Here is a 24,335-nt window from a genome sequence, read left to right as displayed (position 1 = left end):
AAAATATTTCATACTGTGTATTTATAATTGGTTATATGCTCAGACGCCCAGAACAGCCGTGTTGAACAATACAAACATGGGTATTAAATTATAAAAGCCAACTATTATTAACCCCTACATAAACCATACAAAAACTTAAATACCTACTCTTTTTAAGCCTTTTATGCTTTATAACACCCATACAAAGTTTTAAAGCGTCGTTTTTTTTAGATAAATTAGCTCATGGATACTTGCATTAGTGAGCATCCCTTTTTAAACCAATTATAATAGTACAGCTTAATTTACTATTGAATTTTACAGACCACCGAATTAACATCTCACGCAATTTTGCTATGAAATACTTTTACTTTTTTTTATTGGTGTTTGCATATATATTTTGCGCCCGTGCGCAAAACCCGGTAGGACTGCAACAAATTGTAAATTTCACCAATGCTGATTACAAGGGCGGGAACCAAAACTGGGATATCCAGCAAGACCAACAGGGGATCATGTATTTCGCAAATAACGAGGGCTTGCTAACCTATAACGGGCAGAGTTGGAAAATTTACAGTATACCAAGCAAAACGGTAGTCCGTTCAATCCATATCGATGGCAGCGGAAAGATTTACATTGGTGCGCAAGATGATATAGGCTATTTTTTTCCGGATGGAGCCGGGATTTTAAAATACACTTCATTAAAACATCTTATCCCCAAAAAAGAAAGCTCATTTACAGATGTATGGAATATAGTTCCATTTGAAGGGAAAACTTTTTTCAGAACCAACGAAAAGATATTCGAGCTTAACGATGGCTCGGTAAAAACCTATAATTCATATCCCGGCTGGCTGTTTTTGGGCGAATGCAATAACAGGCTTTTCGCACAGCAAAGAACCAACCAGTTAATGGAGTACTATAATGGCCAATGGAAGCCAGTTTGCCCATTACCTGGCAGAGCACTAATTACAGCAATCTTAAACTTCGATAAAAACACTTTGCTTATTGCCACGCTAAAGGATGGCTTGTTTTTATTAAGCGGCAATCAATTACAAAAGCTAAACACATCAATGGATAAGCAGTTTTCTGCCGTACGTATCAATACCGCTCTATCGCTAAGTGCCGACAGGATTGCCATTGGCTCGGCTTTTGGCGGCTGTTATATTATTGACCATCGGGGCAGGCTCGTTCAAAACATATCAAATTCGCAAACGCTGCAAAAAAACTATGTACGTAGCTTATACTCCGATCGAAACAAAAACATCTGGCTGGGCCTTGATGATGGCATTAGTTTTATTGCTTACAATAGCCCTATTAAACAAATATATCCCGACGCCAATAAACAGTCATCAACTTATGCAGTAAAGTTGTTCAATAATACGCTATATGTAGGCACGTCTGATGCCGTGTTTAACCTACCCATAAACGATTCGATAAAAGACATGAGCTACAGCCCCGGTACGTTTACCGAAGTACCCGGCACTAAAGGCCAGGTATGGAACCTGAATGAAGTAAACGGGCACCTGTTACTCGGTAATGAAGACGGGGCTTATACTATTGATCACAATACAACCAGGCTGATCTATTCCTTTCCGGGTACGTGGTTGTTTAAACCCTTATCGCCGGGAAATATTTCAGGCGATATTATATCTGGCACGTATAATGGCCTGCATCTGTTAAAATATGAAAACAATAGCTTTAAAGACCAGGGAGCATTAAAAGGGCTTGATGAATCGCTACGGTTTATGACTGTTGACTATGGGCGCAACGTGGTATGGTCGTCACACCCCTATCGCGGGGTCTATAAAATAAGCCTGTCGGCTGATCATCAAAGGATCAATGGTTGGGTGGTTTATCATAAAAGTAGCGGCTTGCCATCATCGCTGCACAATTATGTATTTAAAATTAAGGGACGAAATGTTGTAGCTACCGAAAATGGAATATATGAATATAACGAACGGGAAGACAAGTTCCACCAATCGACTTACTTTTTACCTCTATTTGGCCATGCCGAAATACAATACCTTAATGAAGACCCGGATGGCAATATCTGGTTTATAGGGAATAAAAAAGTAGGGGTGATAGATTTCTCCAACGCCACAAAAGATAAACCATTCCACACCGTTTATTTTCCCGAATTAAACGGCAAGATATTACCGGGTTTTGAAAATATTTACGCCTATAACAGTCAAAATATTTTTATAGGCTCAAGCAGGGGCTTTTTTCATATCAATTATAAAAAGTATCTGGCTAACGCTCAAAAGTTAAATATTTTACTGGACCAGGTAAAAATAATTGGCGAAAAGGATAGCATTATATTTGACGGGTACTTTAAAAATGGTAATCATACCGGGCTTTCGCAGGATAAAGGCAGGGTTTTAAAAATGCCGCATAATTTCAACTCCTTTCATTTCGAATTTTCGTCAACACTGTATGAGCAACACAGCAATATCGAGTTTAGTTACCAGTTAACCGGTTATGATACGCGCTGTTCGGCATGGGCGGCTAAAAGCGAGAAGGAGTATACTAATTTAGGATATGGCACATACACATTTAAAGTTAAGGCCCGCAACAATTTGGGCAACGAATCGGAGCCGGTAAGTTATACGTTCATTATTGAACCTGCTTGGTACGAAACCGGATGGAGCCATGCACTATATGTACTGTTGCTGGCTGGGTTTATTTACTGTATTGTAATTATTCAGCAAAAAAAACATAAAAAGGCCGAGCAGCACCTCAGGTATATGCACCAACTGGAGTTGGATCATAACGAAAAAGAGATCGTATCGTTAAAGAACGAGAAGCTGGAGAACGAAGTAATGTTTAAAAACAAAGAATTGGCTACTACCACCATGCACCTTGTACAGCGGGGCAAATTGATGTCGAAAATAAAAGAGGGCTTGATAGAGATACAAGAAGCCGCTGATGCCAACAAAAACAAAGAGCTCACCAAGGTTTTGAAGTTGATAAACGAGGCTGAAAAAAACGACTCTGACTGGGATCATTTCGCCATACATTTCGACCAGGTACACTCCAACTTTCTGTCAAACCTGAAAACCAAGTTTCCGAACCTGAGCGCTACCGACCTTAAAATATGCGCATATTTAAAAATGAACCTCACATCAAAAGAAATTGCCCAGCTAATGAGTGTAACTATTGGCGCAGTAGAGGTAAGCCGTTACCGGCTGAGAAAAAAACTTAACCTACCGCAGAATGTAAACTTATTTGATCACCTGGTACAGGCTACAAGTAAAACGCTGTAACATTGCTAATCAAATTCATGGCAATGTACAGCGTTTTTGGATAGGTTTGGCTTTAAAATAGGTTTATAATTGGTATTTTGCTGTTAGCGCTTAACTGGTCCGGAAAAACTGAGGCGACGATATGTTTAAGCGGCTAAGCTTATATTTTTAATTTTTAAGTCTCCGGAAACTTTCGCATTATTTAATCCATAATCAAATCAGTTTGCAGAATGCGCATACTTGCAATGCCTTCATCTTTGGATAGGATGAGCTTTAAAATAGGTTTATAATCGGCATCGCGCTGTTGGGTGCTTAACTGTGCTCCGGGACGCAAGATCAGGCCATCCTTTTTAAGCAGCTAAGCTTTTGTTTTAAATCTCCGGAAACTTAACACATCAAGCTATACCCGTACTTGTTTTTTTACATTTCACACAGCCTAATTTACAACACTGCAATTTTCTGTAATGATAGAATTGCGGGTTGCGAAATACGATGCGTTATGAAATGTTTGATAACCAGATGTGAAATCTTTTATCTTTCTTTCCACTATTATTCCTGTCTTATTGTCAACAACATAACTGCCTGTTGAATGTGTATTTAACGACTGGCTATTGATTGTTTTGCTAAAGGCCATTGTTGTTGCCGTATCGGAGCGGCTTAGCAACCAAAACTCGGTCACGTTATCGCCATTGGCAGTAAGCGTTGGTACTGTCCATTTTTGCCCCACGTTAGTGCTTTTTAAAGATCTTACGTCCGATATTAGCGGGAATTTTTTTCCTACCGATAGCTCTTCCGGCTCAAAGCCAGTAAAGTTAAAAACGGTATCAACATCAAGTATAGGATTATTTGCATTAACCGAGGTTATCACACCGCTGCTATCAATCTGAAACACATAGGCTTTACCAACAATGGCAGCAATTGAGGAAGCCAGTTTACTGCTTGAGTCAACAGGTTTGTTCGAGTCAAAATAAAATTTGTCTTTTCCTGAGCTAATGGTATCCGTTATTTTATTGATTACAACAGTCACATTAAAATTGCCGTTTAAGCCAGCATCTACCTTATAACTTTTTGAAACGGTTGATGTTGAAGTTACGTTTACCGTAGCCTTACCGTTTTGCAATTGCGCTTCTGATTTAACAACAATTACCTTTGAGTATGTTTTACCACTTTCAATAGGCAATTTTATGGCACCCTGCTGGGCATTTGTTTTAAAACAAGCCAAAAGCATCAACATGATAAAAATTGGCTTACACTGATTTATTGTTATTATTTTCATTCTGTCTGGATATGGTTTGAGGATGGTTATTGAAAATTCATTTTCATGGTTTTTCTCCATTAGCTTTCGGCTGATTATTAACCGACGAGCTGGTATCCACACTGCACGGGCAATACCTGATATATCTAACTGAACGGTGCTTAACAGGCCGGTGTTTAACCACTTTGGGTTTTAGGGCAGCGTTTACACTTACCTTTGGTTTTAAAGGTTTATGTGGTACTGGCTTAACTTTCCGGATATGCGAGCTTGACAAAATCTTTCCTTTGGGCCTCAACTTGGCTGGTTTACGAACACCTACCGGAGGGCAGCAGCAACAGCAGCAGCATGGACGAACTATTGGCTTGGGTTGTGGATTGTCCTGGCGGTGGCCCGTACGGCTACTGTTTTCGCCCTCCAAACCGGTCTCTCTTGTCAAATCAGCAGGAATGCTCAATGGCTCAACTGGCGGTATCGGAGGCAGAACAGCTAACAATTTCGGAAGTCTGATCACCCTAAACCCCAGATCGTATTTTGAAGGAATTGGAGGAGGAACCTTCCAATCGGAATTATTGGGCGTGAGTGGCGGCGGCACATGCCAATCGGAATTATTGCTTTGTGCATCAGCCCGTTTTGCACCGATTATAAAAAAGGTAAGTGATAAAAAAATGATAAGATTTCTCATAAATATTTTCTGTATTAATTGAACCAATTGCCTGCAGTAACGCCAGCTTAAGTACCTATTTTGCAGCTGACCTTTTTACTGATAACGGATACCCGATAGTGAATACCATACTTGCATGATCGCCTGAATATTGGGTTAAATTATCCACTCCTACTGAGATAGAAAGAGGGTTTGCAAACGGCCTTACCCCTGCAGATATGCCGAGGTTGGTGCCATACCACTCTGTATTAATATTGACGTTGCGAATAATCTCGTACGAAACATTAGCAAATACAGCGGTAGCGTACTGGCCTTTTCCTGCTTTAATATCGGCAGGGCTTTTGTATAAGAAGCGTCCGCTGCCAATACCAAGACTATAGGTTAACGCCGAGGCACCAGGCGTTTTAGAGGGCAGCCATTGTACTGCGTGGCTAAAAACCAAATAAAAGGTTGTCCCCTTTGAGTCAGTTTGTGCTGAATTGGTAAACAATTGAAAGGTACCAATGGCAACGCTGTTTCCAGCTGGCAACTGGCGGCTGATATTCAAGTTTGTTGAGAAATCGCTAAAGCGGTGAACGTCGGTCATATTTAGTCCTATTGCCACATTCACGGCCTTTACCGGGTTCCCGAAAGACAAGCCTCCGAATGCAATCAGGTCAGTCTTGTTTTTTGCATACAGCTCCGGGTAAGTACCGCCCAGGCCGCCATATACATAGGTGCCGCTTCCGCCAAAACCAGTTGGAGACATCATACTGAGTGGAGCATAGTCACTATAAAGTACAACCTTGCTATCTGACGAGCTTCCGTTTTTTAGCAGCGAATCAATTTTATTCGCCATTGCCTGTTCAAAGGTAGTTTGAGCATTAACGCTACTTGAAGCCAGGCAAAAAATTGCCAGTGCGATGGCTATTATATAATTCGATAATTTAGAATTCTTAACGATGAAAAATTGAATTTCCGGTAATACTTTAAAATTACCTGAATCAGGCCAACTGTATTTTCGGCATAGCACGGCTAATCTCTCGTCTTTCTTTAGGTTGTTCATGATTGTGATTCGGTGTTGTGACGACAAAAGTATTGAGCCGGGCAATGAAATAAACTAAGCCCCAGGGGTAAATATGTGCCATTTTCAGAAGTTAGGACAACATCTAAGGCTGTTTTGAGGGGCAAAAAGGCATCATTTACCAATGGTTAAATTAACAAACCAATGGTTATAAAATTAAACAGAACACGGTTTCGCGCTCTGTAATTTTATCTCATTAAATACATCGGGTTATCGTTTCAACATGGGGTTAACCTACCCAAAAAGTTACTCGGAAAACAAATCGGCAATGTTAGCCAGCCGCTGTATCAGCTTTCTTTTTTAAAGAAGTGATATAATCCGTTGGGCTCACACCTGTGTTTTTTTTAAAAGCGGAAAAAAAGGTACTCCGCGACGAAAAACCTGCGTCCATGGCTAAACTTTCTAAGGTTAACACTTTGAAGTCGCCATGGACTACTAATTTTTTAAAATAGGCAATCCGGTAGGTATTAATGTAATCAGTAAAACGCTGATTGTAGTGCTGATTGATCACTTGTGAAAGCGTACGCGATGGTATCTTCAGATCAACGGCAAGCTCATTGATGCTAAGCCCCCGCTTACGGAACACTTCTGATGTAGTGATATGACCTTCTATCTGCCTGATGTATTCGTTCAGTTGTTCCGGGCTCAATTCGGCACCCTTCTCGGCTACAAACAACTGGTTATCTAAATTCAGGCTATCTAAAATTACCTCATTTTGAGTTTTATCAGTATGGTCCTCAAGTTCATATGACACCTGGTATGTAAGCGGTGCACCGTATAGAACGGTGGGTGTAAACAACAGGATAAGGCTCAAAAGAAAAAACAACACACTTTCCCAAACCATGGGTGTTTTTGTTGTAGTAACAAAATTAAATTTGAGAGAAAGGTTACAATAAGCAATTACGGTTAATATCAATACTGTGGTGTTGATGATACCCTGAACCGAGACGAAACTGAGCAACCAATTGGTTACTTTTTTTTGCCGCCGTTGTTTTTTCAAACCTAAAGCCGCAGGCTTAAAAACTAATAAATAAACCAGTCGGCATTGCAAAACCTGATAAATCATGCTTTGCAATGGGCGGCAAATAAAATACCAAATCGGTGGAATTAAACCTGTTTTGTAATAGTAAACATAATTAAGATTTCCCGTTATGGCATTTACCGCTTTCACCTTCTCGGCGCCGTCGCCAAAATAAAAGGGCAACATCGCAACCAGGCAGATCATGCTGGGAATAAAATGCAGATAGTGTTGCTTTTTGAGCCCGGATTGCCGGTAAATACTTCCTTTTACATATAGATAAGCGAATGGAGGCACTAAAGGATATAGCGGTATACCATATCCGTACCACCACGGAACAAGCTTCATCAATCCACTTAAAAGCAACATGTAGTTAAAGGTTGATAAGCCAACAATTACCAAAACCCCACTCAACAATTTACTTAAATAAGCTTCGGGCTGGGGTTTGCGAAAAAAAAATAAAATAGCACCGGTTAAAACAAAGCATAGTGCACCGCCTACAATAAATAAGATACTGAAATCTACCATGTAACTCCCTTAAAAATATCCGGTTTATTAAAAACGCAGCCCTGAGGCCATTATGTATTCAATAAGGCCAGCACCAATATTTGCCCATTACCAATTGCTATTTATTTTACAAAGGAGCTAACGGATTAGCAGACCAAATAGTACGGGTATACTATTAGCTCCTTGCTTGTTTTTCTTGCAAATTTACCGCCAATGTAGGGATTCTCAAAAAAAGTAATGATGCCTTTATCGGCTTGTTTTTTTATAGACGAAGCTGGAAACGGATAATCAATTGAGGGTGAAGCATAACACATCTCCTATAAAGTTAAACTTATTTTAAGTTATATAAAAAAATCTTCATGCTGGTTTTTAAAATACCCCAATTCGGTGCTTTTATGCTCCCCATTACTTTTGCCTGCTCAGTTTGCGCTTCTATACACGCTCGGCGATTTTCCGGTCTTTGATTTGAATATTTTTGTAAAATGCGATGGATGTTCAAAGCCAAGCACATATGCAATCTCACTGATAGAACTGTTGGTGCCCCACAATAGCGATTTCGCTTTGTCTGTAAGTTCAAGGTGTATATGCTCTTGTGTAGTTTTGCCTGTAAATTTGCTTAAAAGATCCGACAAATAATTAGGCGACAAATTAAGCCGGGAAGCAAAATATTTAACACTGGGAAGGCCTGTTTCGATCAGGTTACCATGCGAAAAATAATCTTTTAATAATTTTTCAAATTTTTGTACTACATCTGAATTAACTTTTGCCCTGGTGTAAAATTGCCGGTCGTAAAAACGGTTGCAGTAGTTGAGCAGGAGCTCAATATTACTGACGATGAGGCCTTGTGAATGCTTATCAATATTTTGCGAATATTCTCTTTCAATCTTTGCTACGCAATCTTTAATAGTTAGTTTTTCTTCTTCAGAGATATGCAGGGCTTCGTTAGCCTCGTAATTAAAAAAAGTATACTGGTGTATCTTCCTCCCCAACTCGGTACCATGGATCAGGTCGGGATGGAAAAATAATGCCCAGCCCTCATCAACCGTAACATTCGGGCCCGGTGCTATAACCTGCCCCGGGGCAGTAAACAATAGCGAGCCTTCACTAAAGTCGTAATATCTCTTACCGTATTTTAACAAGCCCTCAAATTTTTTGCAGGAAACAGTATAAAAACCAAAGCGGTAAGTCATGTCTTCTTTAGGGCGCTTTGAGTAAAAGTCTGCATGATCGATCACACTGATCAGGGGGTGTTTCGGCGGAGCGTATCGCACCAGCTTATGCAAATCGCTTACAGAGTAAAGATCAAGGTATTTATCGGGCATCATTTTAATTGTAATAAAGATACTATAAAATATGGCTACCTGTTTTGGGTAGCCATATTTTTAGATGCCTGTTTGAACGGTCATCATTTTTTTGAAATTCACATCGTCCATTTGCTGCCTGGTCTGTATCAATTGGGCGGCGTCAAGGCCTACCGGGTAACGCAATTGTTCTGTGCCATCGGTTGCCGCTTCGTAAATCACACCGGCTACTTCGCCAATATTTTCCGACATCGGCCAATGATCCAACATTTCCATAAACTTATCAAACGCAGCCTGATAATCGTCAAGGCCTTCATTGCTGAAAAGTGTCATAGAACGCCCGGCAAACTCCGTCTTGTAACCACCGGGTTCAACTATCTTTAAATAAATACCCAACGGATTTAGTTCGTATTGTATCGATTCTGTCAAACCTTCAACAGCAAATTTGGTGGCGTGATAAAGAGATGAGAAGGGGAAAGTAACCCTTCCGCCAACTGATGATATGTTGATGATGATACCTGATTTTTGTTGACGCATAACCGGCAACACCGCCTTTGTTACGGCAATTAAACCGAAAAAATTGACATCGAACTGTTGTTTGGTCTGGTCTGCGGTTGCGGCCTCCAGCGCACCCAATGCACCATAGCCCGCATTGTTCACCAATACATCTATCCGGCCAAATTTCTCAATGCCCGCTGCTACCGCGCTTTCTATGCTGAGCTGATCAGTAACATCCAATTTGCAGATCAAAACATCAGTCAACGCGGACAGTTCAACTTCTTTTTCCGGCGAACGCATCGTAGCGATCACATTCCATCCATTAATGTGAAATAATTTAGCGGCCTCTTTACCAAACCCGGATGAAGCACCTGTTATTAATATTGTCTTTTTCATTGCTATATATTTATAAAACAAAGGTGTGGTTAAGAGCTTTGGCCTGTTTATATGTTTCTACTGATCTCTTATACTTTTTACGGTTGGAGATGATAAGATTGGTTTGCGGTGCCGAATATTAACGAGGTACCGCCAACATCATTGGCTTAAAGAAAACATAAATTAACAAGGGCAATCTATAGGGAGATAACAAAGGCATCAACACTCCTTTTTGCATGCATTTTTGCAATTGCCCCTAAGTTCAGTATAGCTATTTGGTTCTTAAACTTTCCAAACAAACCCTAAATAGATTTATGTGAAGTTATAATTGAAACAGACTTAATAAAAAAGGACAGAATGGATGTATTTCCATTCTGTCCAGTTAAGTCGGGATGGCAGGATGATTATCCTACCCCTTAAAGGGTTGATTATGTTAAAGTTATCAAGTGCAATTTTGGCAATGGTAACCGAATGGGTCTCATTTTTTTAAACCTCGTTTAACTTGGTTTGGTCATTTACAGGCACTTATAACAGATCGTCAATGAACTTTGGTATAACAAATATAGGGATTTGGCATCGAAAATTCCAAAAAATGGCATTAATATTTATCTCAAAATAGCGCATGATTATGGGTATTATGTGCAAGCCGACAACTTATTCTATTAGCATAAATTAATATATCCGATCAAAATGGTGTTCATATTTACCAGACGTTTCCCAATAACTAAAATAAGTAAAAGGTGCCAAAACGTTTTTAATCGGCAATCCTGACTTATCATATAAATTAAACAGTTGTTCAACGTCATTTTCGCCTTTCACCCAGATCACTGGCTGTAAGAAATATTCATAAAGCGGATTTATGAATTTCATTTTTATTTTATTATTTAACTTTGATTCAATGAGACGTCTGATCCTTTCATGATCGTCTATGTCTATTTCTTGAAAGTGAAGATTGACAACTTCGACCAAAATGTTCGTATCATCATGCTTCCTTAAAATTAAAAAATCAGCAGTAGTGTTGTTTTCCTTTTGTATTTGTTCTTCAATATTTATTAAGTCGTAACCCTCCTGTTTTTTGATTTCATTTAATACTGCCAGTTCACCTATGAAATTCAAATAATTTTTGTCAGGCTCGATTAAGAGGTTATATATTGAATGATGTATTAATGCTTTCTCAACAGGATTTAAATTTGATGATAAGGATTGGAAAAGTGTACTGTACCAGTCGAACATCCCGTCACCTTCGCCTGTTTTATAGTGCTTACTCATAAGAACACTATAAAATGTGGCCTCTTTGAATATAGGCTTTTGAGTTAATGTTAACTCATCTTTGATTCTTTGTAGTTTTTTACCGAAATTTTTATTTATGGTTTTCCAGCTTATGTTTTGTGTTCCAAGCAAATCTAATAGGCCGGGCATTTTAATTTTCAGAAACGGCCTTACATCATATTTCATAATTTTTTTATTGTATAGGCCGAATATCTGTTCAAGGTTTCCGACTAAGCATATAACCCTCTATTTTGATTTTGGATATTGGTCTTCTTTTCTTTTTAATCTCAATAAAAAATTCATCATCAAACCCTAAACCTGTGTAATACAAATCATCAAAAACCTCTTGGTTCTCGGGCGAAAATGTCATAGATGCCTCCGGATTATCTGTAATTTTGAAATAAAGGTTTTTATTAGATAGGAAAGTACCGCATATATCCATTTCGTCGGTAGCATACATTCTACCATGTATTTTTCGCCGGGATGTCAGAAATTGCATGAAATTAGACACCGGATTATTAAATTGTTTTTTTAAGGCTAAGATGAACGTTTCAAGGTCATCAATATAAACTGACCAGGGAAATTCTTCGTCGGGCTCTTTTTTTAATAAAAGATTCAAATCTGTTTGAACTGGGCCCCACCGCTCCAATGTTACAATGATAGAATGCACATAATTAAATCGTTTGGGGTTAACTGTATGAGCAACTTTATCGTTTTCAATAATATCAAATTGTTCTTCACCATAAAACATATCCTCGACCCGTAAACATTGATCGTAACCATATTGTATAGCGTCTTTAAAGTCTGCTCGTATGCGTTCAAATCCTTTCTCCGAATTTCTATATGGTTCTCTAAATTTAGATGCTTTTACTTCAATAATCAGTGCTATATCCTTATATAAAACAAGTATATCCTGTTCTGTATTGTGCTTTACGCGGTAATTTGTATAGAAAAAGGCTTCTTTCGCTTGTGCAAATAATTTCTTGAAAACTTCGAGTGTTTTTACTTCTAAGACATGATCTCTATGTTTGCGAAGCTTATCTGCTACTTTAGGCTCCTGTAGTAGAAATTGATAGAGAAAACTACCAAAGGCAATGGGGAGCTGTTTCTGATAAATATGTAAATACTCGTTGCTCGGCAACCACATAATGGGATTTTGTTCAATAGGATTTGCCTGGGCATAAAATAGGAACTTGGGATCTGACTCGGGGAACATCGTTACCATTGCCAATAAATGAATAATAGGTTCCTCTGTGAATTGCTCATGAAACTCCTCTCTTCTAAATTTAAAGGATGCATGAGTGCATAACTGAAATGTATCTAATGCTTCACGTATAGCAACAGGCAATCTTGAAATTCTTTGCTCAAATGTTTTGTCGCCATGACTATTTATTAAGAATGCCTGAAATTCCTTTGTATTCTGATAGGCATTAAGTTCGCGATCTTTATGCTGACTTAATTCTTCGGCAAATTTTATCCACTTAATAATAACTTCGATGGTTACCCCAAATCGTTTTTCTATGATTTCGTCAAACCGAGTAAAGACACGCTTTAGCCGGTCTATATCCTGCTCCATGTAACTTAGCGCGCCATTATCAAAAAATGTCTGAAATGACGCCTGGTGTATAAATCTATTTAATAAATCGCGTGCTGTATCAATATCGCCTAAACTTTGTTGCTGATATAATTCTTTTATTTTGTTTAAGTCATCAGCCCAACCTGATATAAGATCATTATGTTCTAAGCTGAACACTTCATTACCACGCTCTTCCGCGGTAGCATTTAACGCAATTAAATATTGCCAATCTTTTAACTTGGAACCATATTTATTTAAAATATGCTCCCCCGATTTATCGGGGCGCTGTTTAATAAAATAGGTGAAAAATCCTGCAAAACTTTCCAGTTCAAACCGGGCCACTTCTTTCTTGATCTTGTGACTAAGCTGTTCGATTTCAAGTTCAATTTCAGTCATTCTTAAGTTAAAATAGTTTATGCAGGATTATCTTGAAGGCATCCCACCCGGTTACAATTGTTATAATGGCGCTAAAAAACGAAATAAATCCAACCAACCCAGAAACAATTTTAAAAAAACTATTAGCTGTAATTTTGTCAACAGTGCTGTTACTTATTATGCCGAACCAGTATAAAATACGAATGGGTAAACTTAAACACCATTTAACGCCATATTGAAACCATTTTAAAGGATTTTTCAATTCAGATTGCAATTCGATTTTAATTTCATCAAAAGCACCTAAACATCTCGTTAAAATATCGTCTACCAAATTAATTTCTTCATCTCGAAGATGGCCATCCCTGATTTTTGGTATGGTGTTTACTATAAATTGGTAATTCCTTATTTTATAGATCTGAAAGGGTGCAATAAATTCACCAACACCGAACATGCCCACCTCTCGCTGTGCCTTTGCAGATTTAGAAACGAGCCATGAGTATAATTCGGGGTCAAACTGTCGTGCAACACGATAACCGCTGCTATTCAGATAGGAGTTAATTAGTTTAATATAGTTGTCCCTGTATTCATCCAAAAAAAGCATGTTTTTTTTTATATCGCGTATTGCGACAATAATTCTTACTAAACCAATAGTAGTAACCAGCGCAATGCCAGCAATGATTTGATATTTATAGAACATTAATTATAACTTATTATCTGAAATGGATTCCATCTAAATAATTCATCAGCTTAGTATTGATCAACAAATACTCCCCGTAGTTTTTAAATAGCGTATTATTAGATAATTCAAACTCATCTTTTTTCTCTTCCGCCTCTTTGATCTTTCTGTGTACAATAGTTTCCCTTTTGTACATGCTTTTCATTCTCCAGGCAAATCGCCCCAACGGTGTCCAATTATCACCCGACTGGGATATAAAAGCGAGTGAGAAAGTATATTCAAAATAGTCAAAATAATTGATATAGTCGCTTTCATTGGGGATGAGTGGCTCGAATATTGGCTTAAGTTTATTGAATAAAAATTCACTAAATGGTGTATGATGATTTGTTTTATTCATTTGGTTAAACCAATCCTTTTCAATTACTTTTTCGGCATAAATATCCTCAAGCAAGGGTTCATCTTTTTCGGAGTATTTAGACCATTTTTTCATGAAAAGTATATCATGCAGCAAGCTAAAATCTCCCGCTACCAATGCCGAGAGTCCAATTACATAGGTCAAATACAGCAATGGGAATTTTTGAAAATTCGACCACATTGAATAACTTCTCGCGTTGTCTGGCGGGTATAGAAATTTGCTAAAGGCTTTCGTCCAAATAAATCTATGCTGACTCTTGCCCCAATATATCCCATTTACCAATAAAATGCTTAACGTATTCATTTTAGTAATACCTACCTCCAGTTCGATTTTAAGCGCATCTAATGTTGGCTGAGGATATTGTAGTTGATTTAGATACATCGAAGAATCGTTGGCTTCTGTTAAAATAAGGTCATGCAATGAAATACGAAATTCATCTTTTGCTACGAACTTTTTTAATTTCGCTAAAGCTAAATCTGCTGTAAGCGGATGTTGCAGCTGTAATGATTCGAGAGCCTCAATATTCTCATTTAATTCTTGAAAAAACTTATCGGCATCAGTTATTTGTAACAAAACACCTTTTCTGAAAGCAGATAATGATTCGAGTTCTTTGGTAGCCTTACCCTTAAAAGTGAAGTAATTACCATAGCGAAATTTATTCGACGACTTTAATAAGTCTACTATTGCCACATCCCAGGCCGCTGACCAGCCACTTGTGATTAACCCGAAATTTTCAAACACATAGCGAACTAAGTTTTCCATTTGAGCATCATAAGAAGATAGCTCACTCTTAATATTTAAAAACTTTGTGTCAAGGTAGTCACCATTAATTTTTATGACGGTTATAGGATTATGAATTAGAGGTTGGACATTATCGATATGATTCGGATTAGAAATGACAACGGGTTCAATACCTTCATCTTTTAGCGCATTTTCAATTAGTCGATCAAAATTAGTAGTAACGATCACCTTGATTATGCCCTTTTTTACCAATTGAGCAATTTGGCGATGTGCTATTGTTGGCTGTTTAAGCTTTTCTTCAAATTCCTCATTATTGGGCTCGAAATAAGGCCGCAACGCGTTAACTCTTTCCTCCTGTGTATGGGTAATGGCTTCTAAAATTTCAGAGTAATCCGGCTCTTTTTTGTATTTTTCCCTATACCAATCCTCGGCGGTTCCGCTAATTGATTCTTTATTTAATGCTGCCAGTTGACTGATTTGATCAACAACTATCTCCCAGCCAGTTGGGATGCCAGCGTTTCTTGATATTCCTGATCCTAAAAAAAGGGCATACACACCCTTATTATGATAAAGTGAATATGATAAGGTGGTTAGATTCTCAATCATGGCTTATTGTTAATTCAGATGTAGATATGATGTTACAGTAAAATAATTACGGTTGTTAATTTCATCTTATTTTGTGAAGAAATATTTAACTCTTTCTTTATTCATACTTTCATTGAGGTTCTTTTGTAATTTCATAAAGGTTTCATCGGTATTTAGCGAAGCGGTGCCCGTTTCGACTATATCATGTATTGCCATCTTTAATATAAGAACTTCCTTAGTATCTCCCGCTACCGGCATACAGGTATTTATAATTGTCCCAAATAGTTCCGTATCCTTTTCCCAAATAAATTTGCTGTACTCGGCAAAATCGGTAACAATCTTTCTTTTGTCAAAAAGGAACTTTTGCCGTATCTCATATTTTAATAAGACAATATCCAAACAGTTAATAAATAGATTGGTAAAAGCATTTTCTAATGTATTTTCAGGGTCTGTTATGGAATCGGCTTCGTCAAATTTTAATAGTTTATTTCTCTTATCAATACCCAGTGCTTCTGCCGCGTAAAGAAAAGAAGCACAATGAATGTTATGTAGGAATTGATTTCTAAATTCCATCAATAATAAAAACTGTTCATTTTCAGCCTTAGTGAGCACGTCAAGATCAAATAACAGGTCAATTTTATTCCTAAAAGAAAGACTTGTGCTTTTATTACCCATCGTCTTAGTCCCTTCTTTGTCAATTTGTAAATATGTAAGGAGTATATTAGTCATGGCGTCCTCAATATTTAAGGCCATTTCCAAAATTTTCGTCCTAAGTGGCATGTTTAAGTTCTCATTCATATTTTAATCGCATATTAAACAGATAGTTTACGGCTTACACCTAAACCCAAATGCAAGGGACATAATTTACCAATAGTGAAATACTCTAACAATGCCCTTGTCCTGTTATCGGCAACCACTATGAACTTAAATGTATAACCATTTCTTAGGTTGTTTTTATCACTATTTAGAAACTCACGAACAAAAGATGAATTTCCAGCCAAATGATCATTTAACCGCTGGCATATACCTTTTTTTCCTGATAGGGAGCGGCCAACATGGATTACAGTCCTTGCTTGGTTAAAAATAATATAAACTCCTAATGCATAAGTAATGTCCATTCTTCCTTTAGGCGGGAAATTATAACTTTCTGCATTTACCAACTCATCGAATAGACAAACAATCATCTCATTTTCCGACATAATCAAATCGATTTTTTATAGGAGCAGCTATAATGGGATTTACAAATATAACTTCCAGATATCCTGAATAAGTCGTTTTAAAATATCTTGTCGCTCATTTATTGCCAGGGTATTCCATCTGTCGAATGATTTTAATCTTTCCGTTGCAAATCCGTTAAATTTAGTCTGCTCACCGATTTGAATCTGCGAAAAGGTACGTGTGAGCAGAATATTGGAATTTAGATAAGCTGTTCGCTTCACTACAAACCATTCATCAGATGAAATATCGTTTGAGTAATTAAGGCTTTGATTGATGGGCGCTTCCAATAATGTTAAATTTCCAAGCCGGTAAACTGCATTGCTATAATCATAGGATTGCGGATAATCCTGTTCTGGTATATTAGTTCCGGTTTGTGGAAGTATATGCTCCAGTTGCTGACTTTGATAAAACGAAAAATTCGCCGATGGGAAATTTACTTTTTGTCTGATATACTCCTCTACCTTGCCTAAAATGTACTTTATCCGATATTGCGGATTTAGATCACCCTGACTTTTATTAGAAAATTGACCATCAAACTTTGCCTGTTGTTCAGTTAGTTCCTTATTAAAATCATCATTTAAAAATGCTTTTAAATCATCCAATGATTTGACCAAACGTAGTTTATTAGCCCAATTTGCAAATAAGGCTTCATAGGATTTTGTTAATGTCCTGTTAATCGCATAATAAAACACTAAGCTTTCAATATTCTTAGCTAATAGTTTGGTAATCTCGGTGGAAATATTGTCTGGCAGCGCCATTAAGAGGACGAGGTGCTGCCTTGAGGTTTTTTTGCTTAAATAACCGATCCCGGTGATGTTAGGAAATGTACTATCGGCATCCCATGAATTAGTTGCCTTTACAAAATTTGCATAAGTGTAAGCCGCAGCTTTCAGCTCCTTAACAAAAGATATTGGATCGCTTTGATATTTGATTTTTTCCTTACCTGTAGATGAAATCATCCATTTATAAATTTCATCTTCTCTAATTACACCGTTATGGTAACGAGCAATTAGAAAATACCTTAAAAACCTTAGTGGTTTATCACCTTCTTTACTTTCATCCAAGCCTTTAAGCATTTCACGCCAGGTATTTTTGATAACTTCAAAATCATCCTCTTTTGCATGACTGAAAAGTAGGTTTTTCAATAAGTCCATCGCGTTTAGTCCTACGCCACGCTCATTTATTGTTTCAAATATTTTCAGTGCGCTACCTAAATCATCCGGCCTAATGATTACCATTTCCACGTTTGCCAGAAAATAGCTTATGAAATTTAAAAGGGTTTCGGGATCATCGCCTTTTAATTCAATAAGATACTCACTAACCGTATCGTATGCCTCAATCATCTTTCTAATAGAGGGTGTTTTGGTATCCGTGAATGACTTTTCAGAGATTAATTTATTTAAATAATCCTTGCTTTCTTCATATTGTAGAGATAAGCGGGGTGTATGTTTTTTGGTGGAGATGTCGTATTTATACAAAAGTTCTTTAACCACCTTGTATAATTCACTTTTTACAGTGTCCAGTTCATCTGTCAGGTCGTCCAAATTTTTAAGAATATCCCTTATAGCACACAATGCAATCACAATAGTGGTCAGACGCTGTTGCCCGTCAACTACATCATAGGCCCCGTCTTCCCTTTTTACAATGATGGTTGATCCAATAAAATAATTACTTTGTTTACGGGCGGTGGGTGAAAATTCATCTGATATATCCTGTAAAAAACGCGCTACATGAATATCGCCTGCCCATACATATTCCCTTTGATAATCGGGGACAACGAAAAAATAATCCTTTAGCTTTTCAATTGATTTTACTTCAGCTTTAATTTCCATGTGCGGTAATAGGTTTAAGATTTACCGTGCAAATTAACCCCTTTTTATCATTGTTAAGCATTCTTTAATAATTTTCACTATTATTTATGACCTAAACAAGAACGCCCTCCTCTTTTAAGGAAACAGTAGGCGAAAACAGGATTCTGTAAGATATAGCAACAAGATTTTAAATTCATATATCAGAACTTATCAGGCACTTAGCCAGAAATTTCAAAAAGAAGAGCCTTGTATTTTTAAACACAAGGCTCTTCTTTTTAAACACAAGGCTCTTCAACAGTATTAGGAGCATTTAAGCGTCAAACAACAAATCTACGGCCTTTCTAAATTTGCTGTTTTCATCCAACTTTAAGGCGTATTTCGCTACGCGGTCATTCACAAAGATCACCGTATAATCATAAGCGTGAAACAACTGCTCGGAAAATACCTTACTGCTTTTGCACATTTGTGTGCGATACTTAGTAATAACGGTTGTTGCCTTTTCCGCAAGCGATAGCCACATCTCAAAAGTCATCAAACCGAAGTCCCATGTTTTTTCATAGGCTTCTTTATTGGCTTTAAAATTAGCACAAACCGCCTGTATATCATCTAAAAGAGCGGGTATTTCATCGGGAAAAAGATCATGCAAAAGCCTGGCTTTTGCGATATTATCAAAATTTGCTAATAATTTCATGGTTGTAAAATTTAAGGGGCAAAATTTAAGGGCTGCCCCGTGTAATTAATTCAATGCTTTGATACCGTGTTTGGCAAACTGATTGCAGAGGTCGAATGCGGTTTGGCTACGCTGTAGCCCTGTGCCGTACATAATGGACCTAAATTTACTTTCATCGTCCCTGTAATTGCGCACGTTTTGAAAGTAGCCGGTAACGGCATTGTACGCCCCGTACAAAGTGCCTTTTGTGGTGGCTTCTTGCTGTGTCGGGTGGGTCAATGCAAAATCCATTACACTGCTCACCATGTTATTGTACGTAGTAGATAATTCGTCCTGCCTGCCGTTTTGCAGGCTTTGCAATACTTCCTTATTGGGTGCCATTGCTACCTGTACCAGCTTTTTTACCTCGTTATCGGTAATTCGCACCCTTGACCATTTATTAAACACCTGCTCCAACTCGCCCGCCAATTGGTTGGTAATGCCTAACAGCGTATGCGCCTGTTTTAATCGGTCGTTTGCGCTGGCGGTGTGGCGTATCTTAATTGAATTGCTATGATTGCGCATAGCAGCGTTAAGCGTATTCTGGCAAACTACACGTATGGGTGTAAACGCTGCGGTGATACTGCCGAAACCATCATGCGAAGTGGTTAAAAAGATATACTGCTCGATCAGGTCGTTCCTGCCGACCTTTATATAATCAGGCAACTTTGCTGTAATAAAAATACGCTCTCCCGCGTTGCCCAAAGCCCCGGCAGTTTCATATAAAATACCATCTTTACCACCTACGATATTGTCAAAAAATTCAAAGACGTTCACATTCTGCACCACCTCGTAATCATTACCCACCACGCCTAAAACCTGCTCGGTATCGGTGCGGATGGTGGCAAAATAATTAGGCACTTCGATTTCAGGAATAATAATGTCCGTAGCGGGGTCGCCTGTAAAGTTCTCTGTATCATAGGTAAACAGGGGGCGTTTTTCAACGGTATAGTTTAATCCCGCATGTTTAATGGCTTCTGCGCTGGTCGGGTAATCGCTGATAATTTGCCCTAAACCGTGCCATGCTTTCTCTTTGACGCTAAAAAAGCTGTGCTTTTGTGTCTGCTCGTTATAATTAATGTTGTGTGCCATGATTTTAATTTTTAGTGTATAAGTCTACGATCTTAATTTGCTGTACCTGCACGTTGGCGTTGCTGCTGACACGCACACGGGTATCGTCCTGCAATTCCCGTATGGCATCATGTATGTTTCTGTGCTTCGTATTTACCACTACCTGAATGAATAAATACACGGTGTCGTTCGGCATAACTTTAGCATTGATAGGAATTAAGAAAATCGTTAAACTCCATTTGAAACCCTGCGGGGTTTTCCTGTGCCAATTGTTGGGCGTAACCATCCCAAAATATTTGGTTGGTCAATTCGATAAAAATCTCTAACATTGCCGTAGATTTTAAGATTAGAAAATGTCTTAAATAACGCCCCCTGTGCTACACTTACAGGGGGCGTTCCCATTTATTAATTAAGCAGGGATTACAATTTCTGCTTCGATCTCCGCCAGTTTCTCTACGCAAAGGGCGTTAACGTACTGCGTTACATGGTCGATGATATAGGCGTTCTTGGTTACAAACTCGTTACCGGCATCGTCGTGTAACACCAGTTCGCAACGGTAAAATTTGTTACTGCCTGTTACATCGCCATCCTCGTTAGATGCGATGGTAAAGGTGTCGAGGTTGTCGATAGTCGCTTTTAACTTGTCCCTTTGGGTGATTTTCTTTCCTAACTCACTTACCAGTTTCACCGTTGCATCCAGGTTAAAGACAGGTTTTAAATTCAACTGCTCTTTGATCTCCTTTTTGGTCGGCTCTACCTGTGGTTGTGGATCTGCGCCGGTTTTCAGTTCTTCGGCTTTGGGAGCATCTGCAAGGTTAGCGGATTGGTTATCCACTGCAACGGGGCTACCGGTCTTAACCTCTGTAGTTTCGGTGTTATTGTTTTCCTCACTCTGCGGAACATCGGCAGGGGCATTATCGTTAAGGGTTTCATTTTTGGCTTCCTTTCCTGTTAAGCTTGGACGGATAGTGGTTTTTACTTCGTTGTTATTTTTAGCTTTATCGCTTCCGATTACTTTAGTTTTCATGACTTTTAATTTTTATGTGTATAAATAGATATTCTGTACTTGCTGATTAATTGAGATGACAGGTCGGCGGTCGGCACTTGTCTGTGTGGCGGGGCTTTGTTTTTTGGCTCTTTCATACTGCGTTGCTTTTTATCCGTTTTGTTTTAAGTGCTGCTCGCATAGCGCTCGCTGGCTTTTTATTAAGCAACTCACCTGAAAGAGCCGGGCATAACGGCAAGCCTTTTGGAAAAAAAATACGCTCTCCAACACCCGCCGCGATAGCGGCATCCAATGAAAAAATGAGAGGAAGATTTTTTTTACAAAACCCGCAGGGCTCGGGCTTGACGATATGCCCGGCGGATCAGAAATTTGTTTAATAAAAGGCCGAAGAAGTGCACTTAAAGGATGACTTTAAAAAGCGAAGCCGTAAAAAGAAAACGGGCAGGCGCAGGAACGGAGCCAGTGCGTTTAAAGGCGGGAAGCGACTGAATGTAGGAACGAAATGAAGCGGCTGTACCGCTGACCTGATACAAAAAAAGCCACCCTTTTTCAAGAGTGGCTTTGCATTAGTAATGATAATGACTTATTCGGCTTGGTGCTTTATTTCACTTACTTCCTTGCGGATTTCCTGCGAATGAGCTTTCACCTGCAACATTGCTTTACGAAGCCTGGTTCCGGCTGCGCTGTTGCCTTTTTCATAGAATTTTACGGCATCCGCTTCGGCAGCCGCGATCAGTTCTTTCAATGCCTGATAGTTTTTCATGATTTTTAATTTTAATGATTACTGATATTTATATGGATTAATTAGTGGCTGTTTAAAGCGGTCAGACTTTCATCCCGCGGCTTTCTTCCAGTTCTTTTTCCTTGCCTTTGCCCTGGCCCCGGCCTTGTGAAAGGTTATTGATGAGCGGTTTTTCAAACTGCTCCCGCTTTTGCCTTACGCCGCTGTCATTAAAGAAATCCAGCTTGCTGTAACGGGGAACGGCCTCGGCCATCACTTTGACTTCTTTGTTCTCCTTGTTCAGCGCGGTTACCTGAACGCGGTCGCCCTGGCGCATGGCATCCATGATCTCTGATTTTTTAGCCGGGTCTGCCAGTTCTTTGATCTTATAGGCATTTAGTGTTTTCTCCAGGTCGAAACCGAAAGTCGGGTGATGGAACTGTTTGAACCTGTGGTTGCCCCAGTCATCTTTCTTTTGATCGAAGTCCAGCCTTACCCAAGCCTTATAGGGTTCTCCGTCACGGGTCATCATGTTATCCCGGAAAACGGTGCGGTCCTGCACCATATTGGCGGCCTGTCTCGCGTTAAAGCCCTGTCCGTCTTTAAGATAGAAGGTCTGCTTGATCGCGGGCCGGAAATAAGCCGAACGGAAATCTTTGTTGATATAGTTTTCTTTCCCGTTCTCCTTACTGGCGAGGATCTGTTTGCTGTCGGGGCTTTCACCCAATGCCAGTTCGCTGTTCCCTTTTTGTTTCTTAAAGAAGTCTATAGCTTCGTTCGGGCTTTCAAACGTCCTCACCAATGGTTTTTCTTTGTTGTCTTTATTCTCCGTTAGTACCATGTACTGCTGGTTCTCTACGGTTGGCGGCACTTTGCCGGACGCCACTTCATATTTATTCAGGTTATACGTATCGGACTGGCCTGATTTATGAAAATGCAGGGTCATATCCACTACACCCCGGTCGCCAGGGAACTGGTCTTTGATGGTAAAGTGCCCCGGTAAGGGCTTCATATTCTTTTCCAGTTCATCGGCCACTTTAGGATTAAAGCCTAAGTCTTTGACCTCTTTTTTAAGGTCTTCCAGATTGTTCAGATTCATGTGCTTTATGATTTAAATGATAAAAAACAGTAGTTACTATTAGTGCCCCGGCTGGTTATTGCGCAGTAACACTCCCTCTCCGTCCTTCAGTTTCACCCTGATTCTTTTTACCTTTTTGCTGAACAGGGTTTTGGCGGCGCTGATACCCGCACTGGCCACCTGGGTGGTTAAGGACTGATCATAAGGCAGAAACTCCATGCTCTGCACGGCGTTTGCCGCCCCATTGCCGCCCGCATCGGCCAATTCGGCTTCCGGCGCAGGCAGTCCCGGCATCCCATCCGTATAGTAGACGGTCAAATCAACCGGGATAATGGATGTGCCGAGCCGGATGCTTTTGATCTGCAATAACAACCGCTGGTTGGTAATGGCGCAATTGCCGTAGAGGTTAAAGCCTTTGGGCAGAGTAATGCCTTTGAGGGTAACCGTGTCCTGCAAGCGCAGCTTGACCGCGCTGCCTTGGGCCACATTCTGGTTACCGTCGATCATGGCGGGTATCGCTTTAAACAGGCTATCGGTTGCCGGTTTTGCCTGTTTTCCCTGCTGCTGTAGCTGTGCCGCGACCATTTCAGGATGTTGAATTTGAATAATTTTGTCGATCATGCCTTCCAATTGCTTCATTTCGGGATCGTCGCCGTTCTTGGTATTCATGTTTTTCATGAGGTTTTCCAGGCGGTCAACATCTGCGGTATTGGTTACCGGCTGCTGTTTTGGTGCCGTTACCTGATTGGCTGTAACCATAGGTTCCGGCGCTTTGTTGATCTCCTGTTTCAGTTGGGCCAGCTTCTGGCTCAATTTCACCTCGTTGGCATCGGCTGTGCTTTGACCCTGCAGAACAGATCGGCTGCTGTCTTGCTTTAACGTAAATACCGGGTTGGCAGAATGACTGGTTGCGGTAACCGAGTCCCTTGCCGCCTGGTCGTACAGGCTCAATTTATCCTGCGGCTGGTCTTTATTGAATTTCGCTTCCGGCAGATCGGTATTAATGCCCTTGTAATGGGCAGCCTGTTCATTCGCGCCGCCCTTGCCGCCACCCAATGCCCAAAAGGCCATTGTCATAAAAGGCAGGATAAGAAGGGGCAGCACCAATAGAAACTTTTTCAGCTTTTCCTGCTGCTGTTGCTGTTCGATCGTTTGTTCTTTCATTGTTTTTTTGTTTATGCGTTTATCATT

At 39.4% G+C, this 24,335-nt stretch carries 22 protein-coding genes; 1 reads left to right on the top strand and 21 read right to left on the bottom strand.

Annotation, left to right across the window (positions count from 1 at the left end; all coding sequences use genetic code 11):
• The first annotated feature begins 332 nt into the window (after positions 1–332).
• On the top strand, positions 333–3,236 hold the full coding sequence (locus MUCPA_RS16970) for a triple tyrosine motif-containing protein (protein WP_040626082.1): 2,904 nt from the start codon (positions 333–335) through the stop codon (positions 3,234–3,236).
• Positions 3,237–3,417: 181 nt separating this feature from the next.
• On the opposite strand, the gene MUCPA_RS39280 is transcribed toward MUCPA_RS16970, so the two are convergent.
• The 21 genes from MUCPA_RS39280 to MUCPA_RS16865 form a co-directional block, all read right to left on the bottom strand.
• Positions 3,418–3,549 (bottom strand): hypothetical protein, encoded by a 132-nt coding sequence (locus tag MUCPA_RS39280; protein ID WP_262492998.1) that lies wholly within the window; start codon positions 3,547–3,549, stop codon positions 3,418–3,420.
• Positions 3,550–3,651: 102 nt separating this feature from the next.
• The gene (locus MUCPA_RS16965) at positions 3,652–4,449 is read right to left on the bottom strand and encodes a hypothetical protein (protein ID WP_157543931.1); all 798 of its coding nucleotides are present in this window, start codon (positions 4,447–4,449) and stop codon (positions 3,652–3,654) included.
• 758 nt (positions 4,450–5,207) lie between these two features.
• Positions 5,208–6,176: a hypothetical protein gene (locus MUCPA_RS16955; RefSeq protein ID WP_008508037.1), complete on the bottom strand. Its 969-nt coding sequence runs from the start codon at positions 6,174–6,176 to the stop codon at positions 5,208–5,210.
• 289 nt (positions 6,177–6,465) lie between these two features.
• Positions 6,466–7,740, bottom strand: a complete 1,275-nt coding sequence (locus MUCPA_RS16950) for a helix-turn-helix domain-containing protein (protein WP_008508035.1) — start codon at positions 7,738–7,740, stop codon at positions 6,466–6,468.
• 398 nt (positions 7,741–8,138) lie between these two features.
• The gene (locus tag MUCPA_RS16945; RefSeq protein ID WP_233276879.1) at positions 8,139–9,044 is read right to left on the bottom strand and encodes a helix-turn-helix domain-containing protein; all 906 of its coding nucleotides are present in this window, start codon (positions 9,042–9,044) and stop codon (positions 8,139–8,141) included.
• Between the two features lie 57 nt (positions 9,045–9,101).
• Positions 9,102–9,914 carry an SDR family oxidoreductase gene (locus MUCPA_RS16940; RefSeq protein WP_008508030.1) on the bottom strand — a complete coding sequence of 271 codons (813 nt, stop codon included), beginning with the start codon at positions 9,912–9,914 and terminating at the stop codon, positions 9,102–9,104.
• Between the two features lie 651 nt (positions 9,915–10,565).
• A complete protein-coding gene (locus MUCPA_RS16935; protein WP_008508028.1) occupies positions 10,566–11,348 on the bottom strand; it encodes a hypothetical protein in 783 nt (260 codons plus the stop codon).
• Between the two features lie 31 nt (positions 11,349–11,379).
• The gene (locus MUCPA_RS16930) at positions 11,380–13,134 is read right to left on the bottom strand and encodes a hypothetical protein (RefSeq protein ID WP_008508026.1); all 1,755 of its coding nucleotides are present in this window, start codon (positions 13,132–13,134) and stop codon (positions 11,380–11,382) included.
• A gap of 7 nt (positions 13,135–13,141) precedes the next feature.
• Positions 13,142–13,810: a hypothetical protein gene (locus MUCPA_RS16925; RefSeq protein WP_008508025.1), complete on the bottom strand. Its 669-nt coding sequence runs from the start codon at positions 13,808–13,810 to the stop codon at positions 13,142–13,144.
• Positions 13,811–13,823: 13 nt separating this feature from the next.
• Positions 13,824–15,551, bottom strand: coding sequence for an SIR2 family protein (locus tag MUCPA_RS36195; RefSeq protein WP_008508024.1), 1,728 nt, complete (start codon positions 15,549–15,551; stop codon positions 13,824–13,826).
• A gap of 66 nt (positions 15,552–15,617) precedes the next feature.
• On the bottom strand, positions 15,618–16,328 hold the full coding sequence (locus MUCPA_RS16915; protein ID WP_008508023.1) for a hypothetical protein: 711 nt from the start codon (positions 16,326–16,328) through the stop codon (positions 15,618–15,620).
• Positions 16,329–16,342: 14 nt separating this feature from the next.
• Entirely contained in the window at positions 16,343–16,729 is a 387-nt protein-coding gene (locus MUCPA_RS16910; protein ID WP_008508022.1) for a GIY-YIG nuclease family protein, read from the bottom strand.
• A gap of 39 nt (positions 16,730–16,768) precedes the next feature.
• A complete protein-coding gene (locus tag MUCPA_RS16905; protein WP_008508021.1) occupies positions 16,769–18,580 on the bottom strand; it encodes a DUF262 domain-containing protein in 1,812 nt (603 codons plus the stop codon).
• Between the two features lie 289 nt (positions 18,581–18,869).
• Positions 18,870–19,250: a hypothetical protein gene (locus MUCPA_RS16900; protein WP_008508020.1), complete on the bottom strand. Its 381-nt coding sequence runs from the start codon at positions 19,248–19,250 to the stop codon at positions 18,870–18,872.
• A 45-nt stretch (positions 19,251–19,295) separates the two neighbouring features.
• A complete protein-coding gene (locus MUCPA_RS16895) occupies positions 19,296–20,360 on the bottom strand; it encodes a DUF932 domain-containing protein (protein WP_008508019.1) in 1,065 nt (354 codons plus the stop codon).
• A gap of 4 nt (positions 20,361–20,364) precedes the next feature.
• Positions 20,365–20,535, bottom strand: coding sequence for a hypothetical protein (locus MUCPA_RS38295; RefSeq protein ID WP_008508018.1), 171 nt, complete (start codon positions 20,533–20,535; stop codon positions 20,365–20,367).
• 4 nt (positions 20,536–20,539) lie between these two features.
• Positions 20,540–20,668: a hypothetical protein gene (locus tag MUCPA_RS39275; protein ID WP_008508017.1), complete on the bottom strand. Its 129-nt coding sequence runs from the start codon at positions 20,666–20,668 to the stop codon at positions 20,540–20,542.
• A gap of 80 nt (positions 20,669–20,748) precedes the next feature.
• Positions 20,749–21,366, bottom strand: coding sequence for a hypothetical protein (locus tag MUCPA_RS16885; RefSeq protein WP_008508016.1), 618 nt, complete (start codon positions 21,364–21,366; stop codon positions 20,749–20,751).
• A 562-nt stretch (positions 21,367–21,928) separates the two neighbouring features.
• Positions 21,929–22,108: a hypothetical protein gene (locus MUCPA_RS16875; RefSeq protein ID WP_008508014.1), complete on the bottom strand. Its 180-nt coding sequence runs from the start codon at positions 22,106–22,108 to the stop codon at positions 21,929–21,931.
• A gap of 61 nt (positions 22,109–22,169) precedes the next feature.
• A complete protein-coding gene (locus MUCPA_RS16870; protein ID WP_008508013.1) occupies positions 22,170–23,165 on the bottom strand; it encodes a hypothetical protein in 996 nt (331 codons plus the stop codon).
• A gap of 39 nt (positions 23,166–23,204) precedes the next feature.
• Positions 23,205–24,308, bottom strand: a complete 1,104-nt coding sequence (locus tag MUCPA_RS16865) for a conjugative transposon protein TraM (protein WP_008508012.1) — start codon at positions 24,306–24,308, stop codon at positions 23,205–23,207.
• Positions 24,309–24,335 lie beyond the last annotated feature (27 nt).

It is taken from the genome of Mucilaginibacter paludis DSM 18603, assembly GCF_000166195.2.
GTDB lineage: Bacteria > Bacteroidota > Bacteroidia > Sphingobacteriales > Sphingobacteriaceae > Mucilaginibacter > Mucilaginibacter paludis.
Note: the sequence above shows the minus strand (reverse complement) of the source record. Positions and strands in the feature narration are given on the sequence as shown.

Excerpts from the sequence above, each read along its gene's own strand:
- MUCPA_RS16970 (WP_040626082.1), top strand. The coding sequence starts at position 333 with ATGAAATACTTTTACTTTTTTTTATTGGTGTTTGCATATATATTTTGC.
- MUCPA_RS16965 (WP_157543931.1), bottom strand. The coding sequence starts at position 4,449 with ATGTTGATGCTTTTGGCTTGTTTTAAAACAAATGCCCAGCAGGGTGCC.
- MUCPA_RS16955 (WP_008508037.1), bottom strand. The coding sequence starts at position 6,176 with ATGAACAACCTAAAGAAAGACGAGAGATTAGCCGTGCTATGCCGAAAA.
- MUCPA_RS16950 (WP_008508035.1), bottom strand. The coding sequence starts at position 7,740 with ATGGTAGATTTCAGTATCTTATTTATTGTAGGCGGTGCACTATGCTTT.
- MUCPA_RS16945 (WP_233276879.1), bottom strand. The coding sequence starts at position 9,044 with ATGATGCCCGATAAATACCTTGATCTTTACTCTGTAAGCGATTTGCAT.
- MUCPA_RS16940 (WP_008508030.1), bottom strand. The coding sequence starts at position 9,914 with ATGAAAAAGACAATATTAATAACAGGTGCTTCATCCGGGTTTGGTAAA.
- MUCPA_RS16935 (WP_008508028.1), bottom strand. The coding sequence starts at position 11,348 with ATGAAATATGATGTAAGGCCGTTTCTGAAAATTAAAATGCCCGGCCTA.
- MUCPA_RS16930 (WP_008508026.1), bottom strand. The coding sequence starts at position 13,134 with ATGACTGAAATTGAACTTGAAATCGAACAGCTTAGTCACAAGATCAAG.
- MUCPA_RS16925 (WP_008508025.1), bottom strand. The coding sequence starts at position 13,810 with ATGTTCTATAAATATCAAATCATTGCTGGCATTGCGCTGGTTACTACT.
- MUCPA_RS36195 (WP_008508024.1), bottom strand. The coding sequence starts at position 15,551 with ATGATTGAGAATCTAACCACCTTATCATATTCACTTTATCATAATAAG.
- MUCPA_RS16915 (WP_008508023.1), bottom strand. The coding sequence starts at position 16,328 with ATGAATGAGAACTTAAACATGCCACTTAGGACGAAAATTTTGGAAATG.
- MUCPA_RS16910 (WP_008508022.1), bottom strand. The coding sequence starts at position 16,729 with ATGTCGGAAAATGAGATGATTGTTTGTCTATTCGATGAGTTGGTAAAT.
- MUCPA_RS16905 (WP_008508021.1), bottom strand. The coding sequence starts at position 18,580 with ATGGAAATTAAAGCTGAAGTAAAATCAATTGAAAAGCTAAAGGATTAT.
- MUCPA_RS16900 (WP_008508020.1), bottom strand. The coding sequence starts at position 19,250 with ATGAAATTATTAGCAAATTTTGATAATATCGCAAAAGCCAGGCTTTTG.
- MUCPA_RS16895 (WP_008508019.1), bottom strand. The coding sequence starts at position 20,360 with ATGGCACACAACATTAATTATAACGAGCAGACACAAAAGCACAGCTTT.
- MUCPA_RS38295 (WP_008508018.1), bottom strand. The coding sequence starts at position 20,535 with ATGCCGAACGACACCGTGTATTTATTCATTCAGGTAGTGGTAAATACG.
- MUCPA_RS39275 (WP_008508017.1), bottom strand. The coding sequence starts at position 20,668 with ATGTTAGAGATTTTTATCGAATTGACCAACCAAATATTTTGGGATGGT.
- MUCPA_RS16885 (WP_008508016.1), bottom strand. The coding sequence starts at position 21,366 with ATGAAAACTAAAGTAATCGGAAGCGATAAAGCTAAAAATAACAACGAA.
- MUCPA_RS16875 (WP_008508014.1), bottom strand. The coding sequence starts at position 22,108 with ATGAAAAACTATCAGGCATTGAAAGAACTGATCGCGGCTGCCGAAGCG.
- MUCPA_RS16870 (WP_008508013.1), bottom strand. The coding sequence starts at position 23,165 with ATGAATCTGAACAATCTGGAAGACCTTAAAAAAGAGGTCAAAGACTTA.
- MUCPA_RS16865 (WP_008508012.1), bottom strand. The coding sequence starts at position 24,308 with ATGAAAGAACAAACGATCGAACAGCAACAGCAGCAGGAAAAGCTGAAA.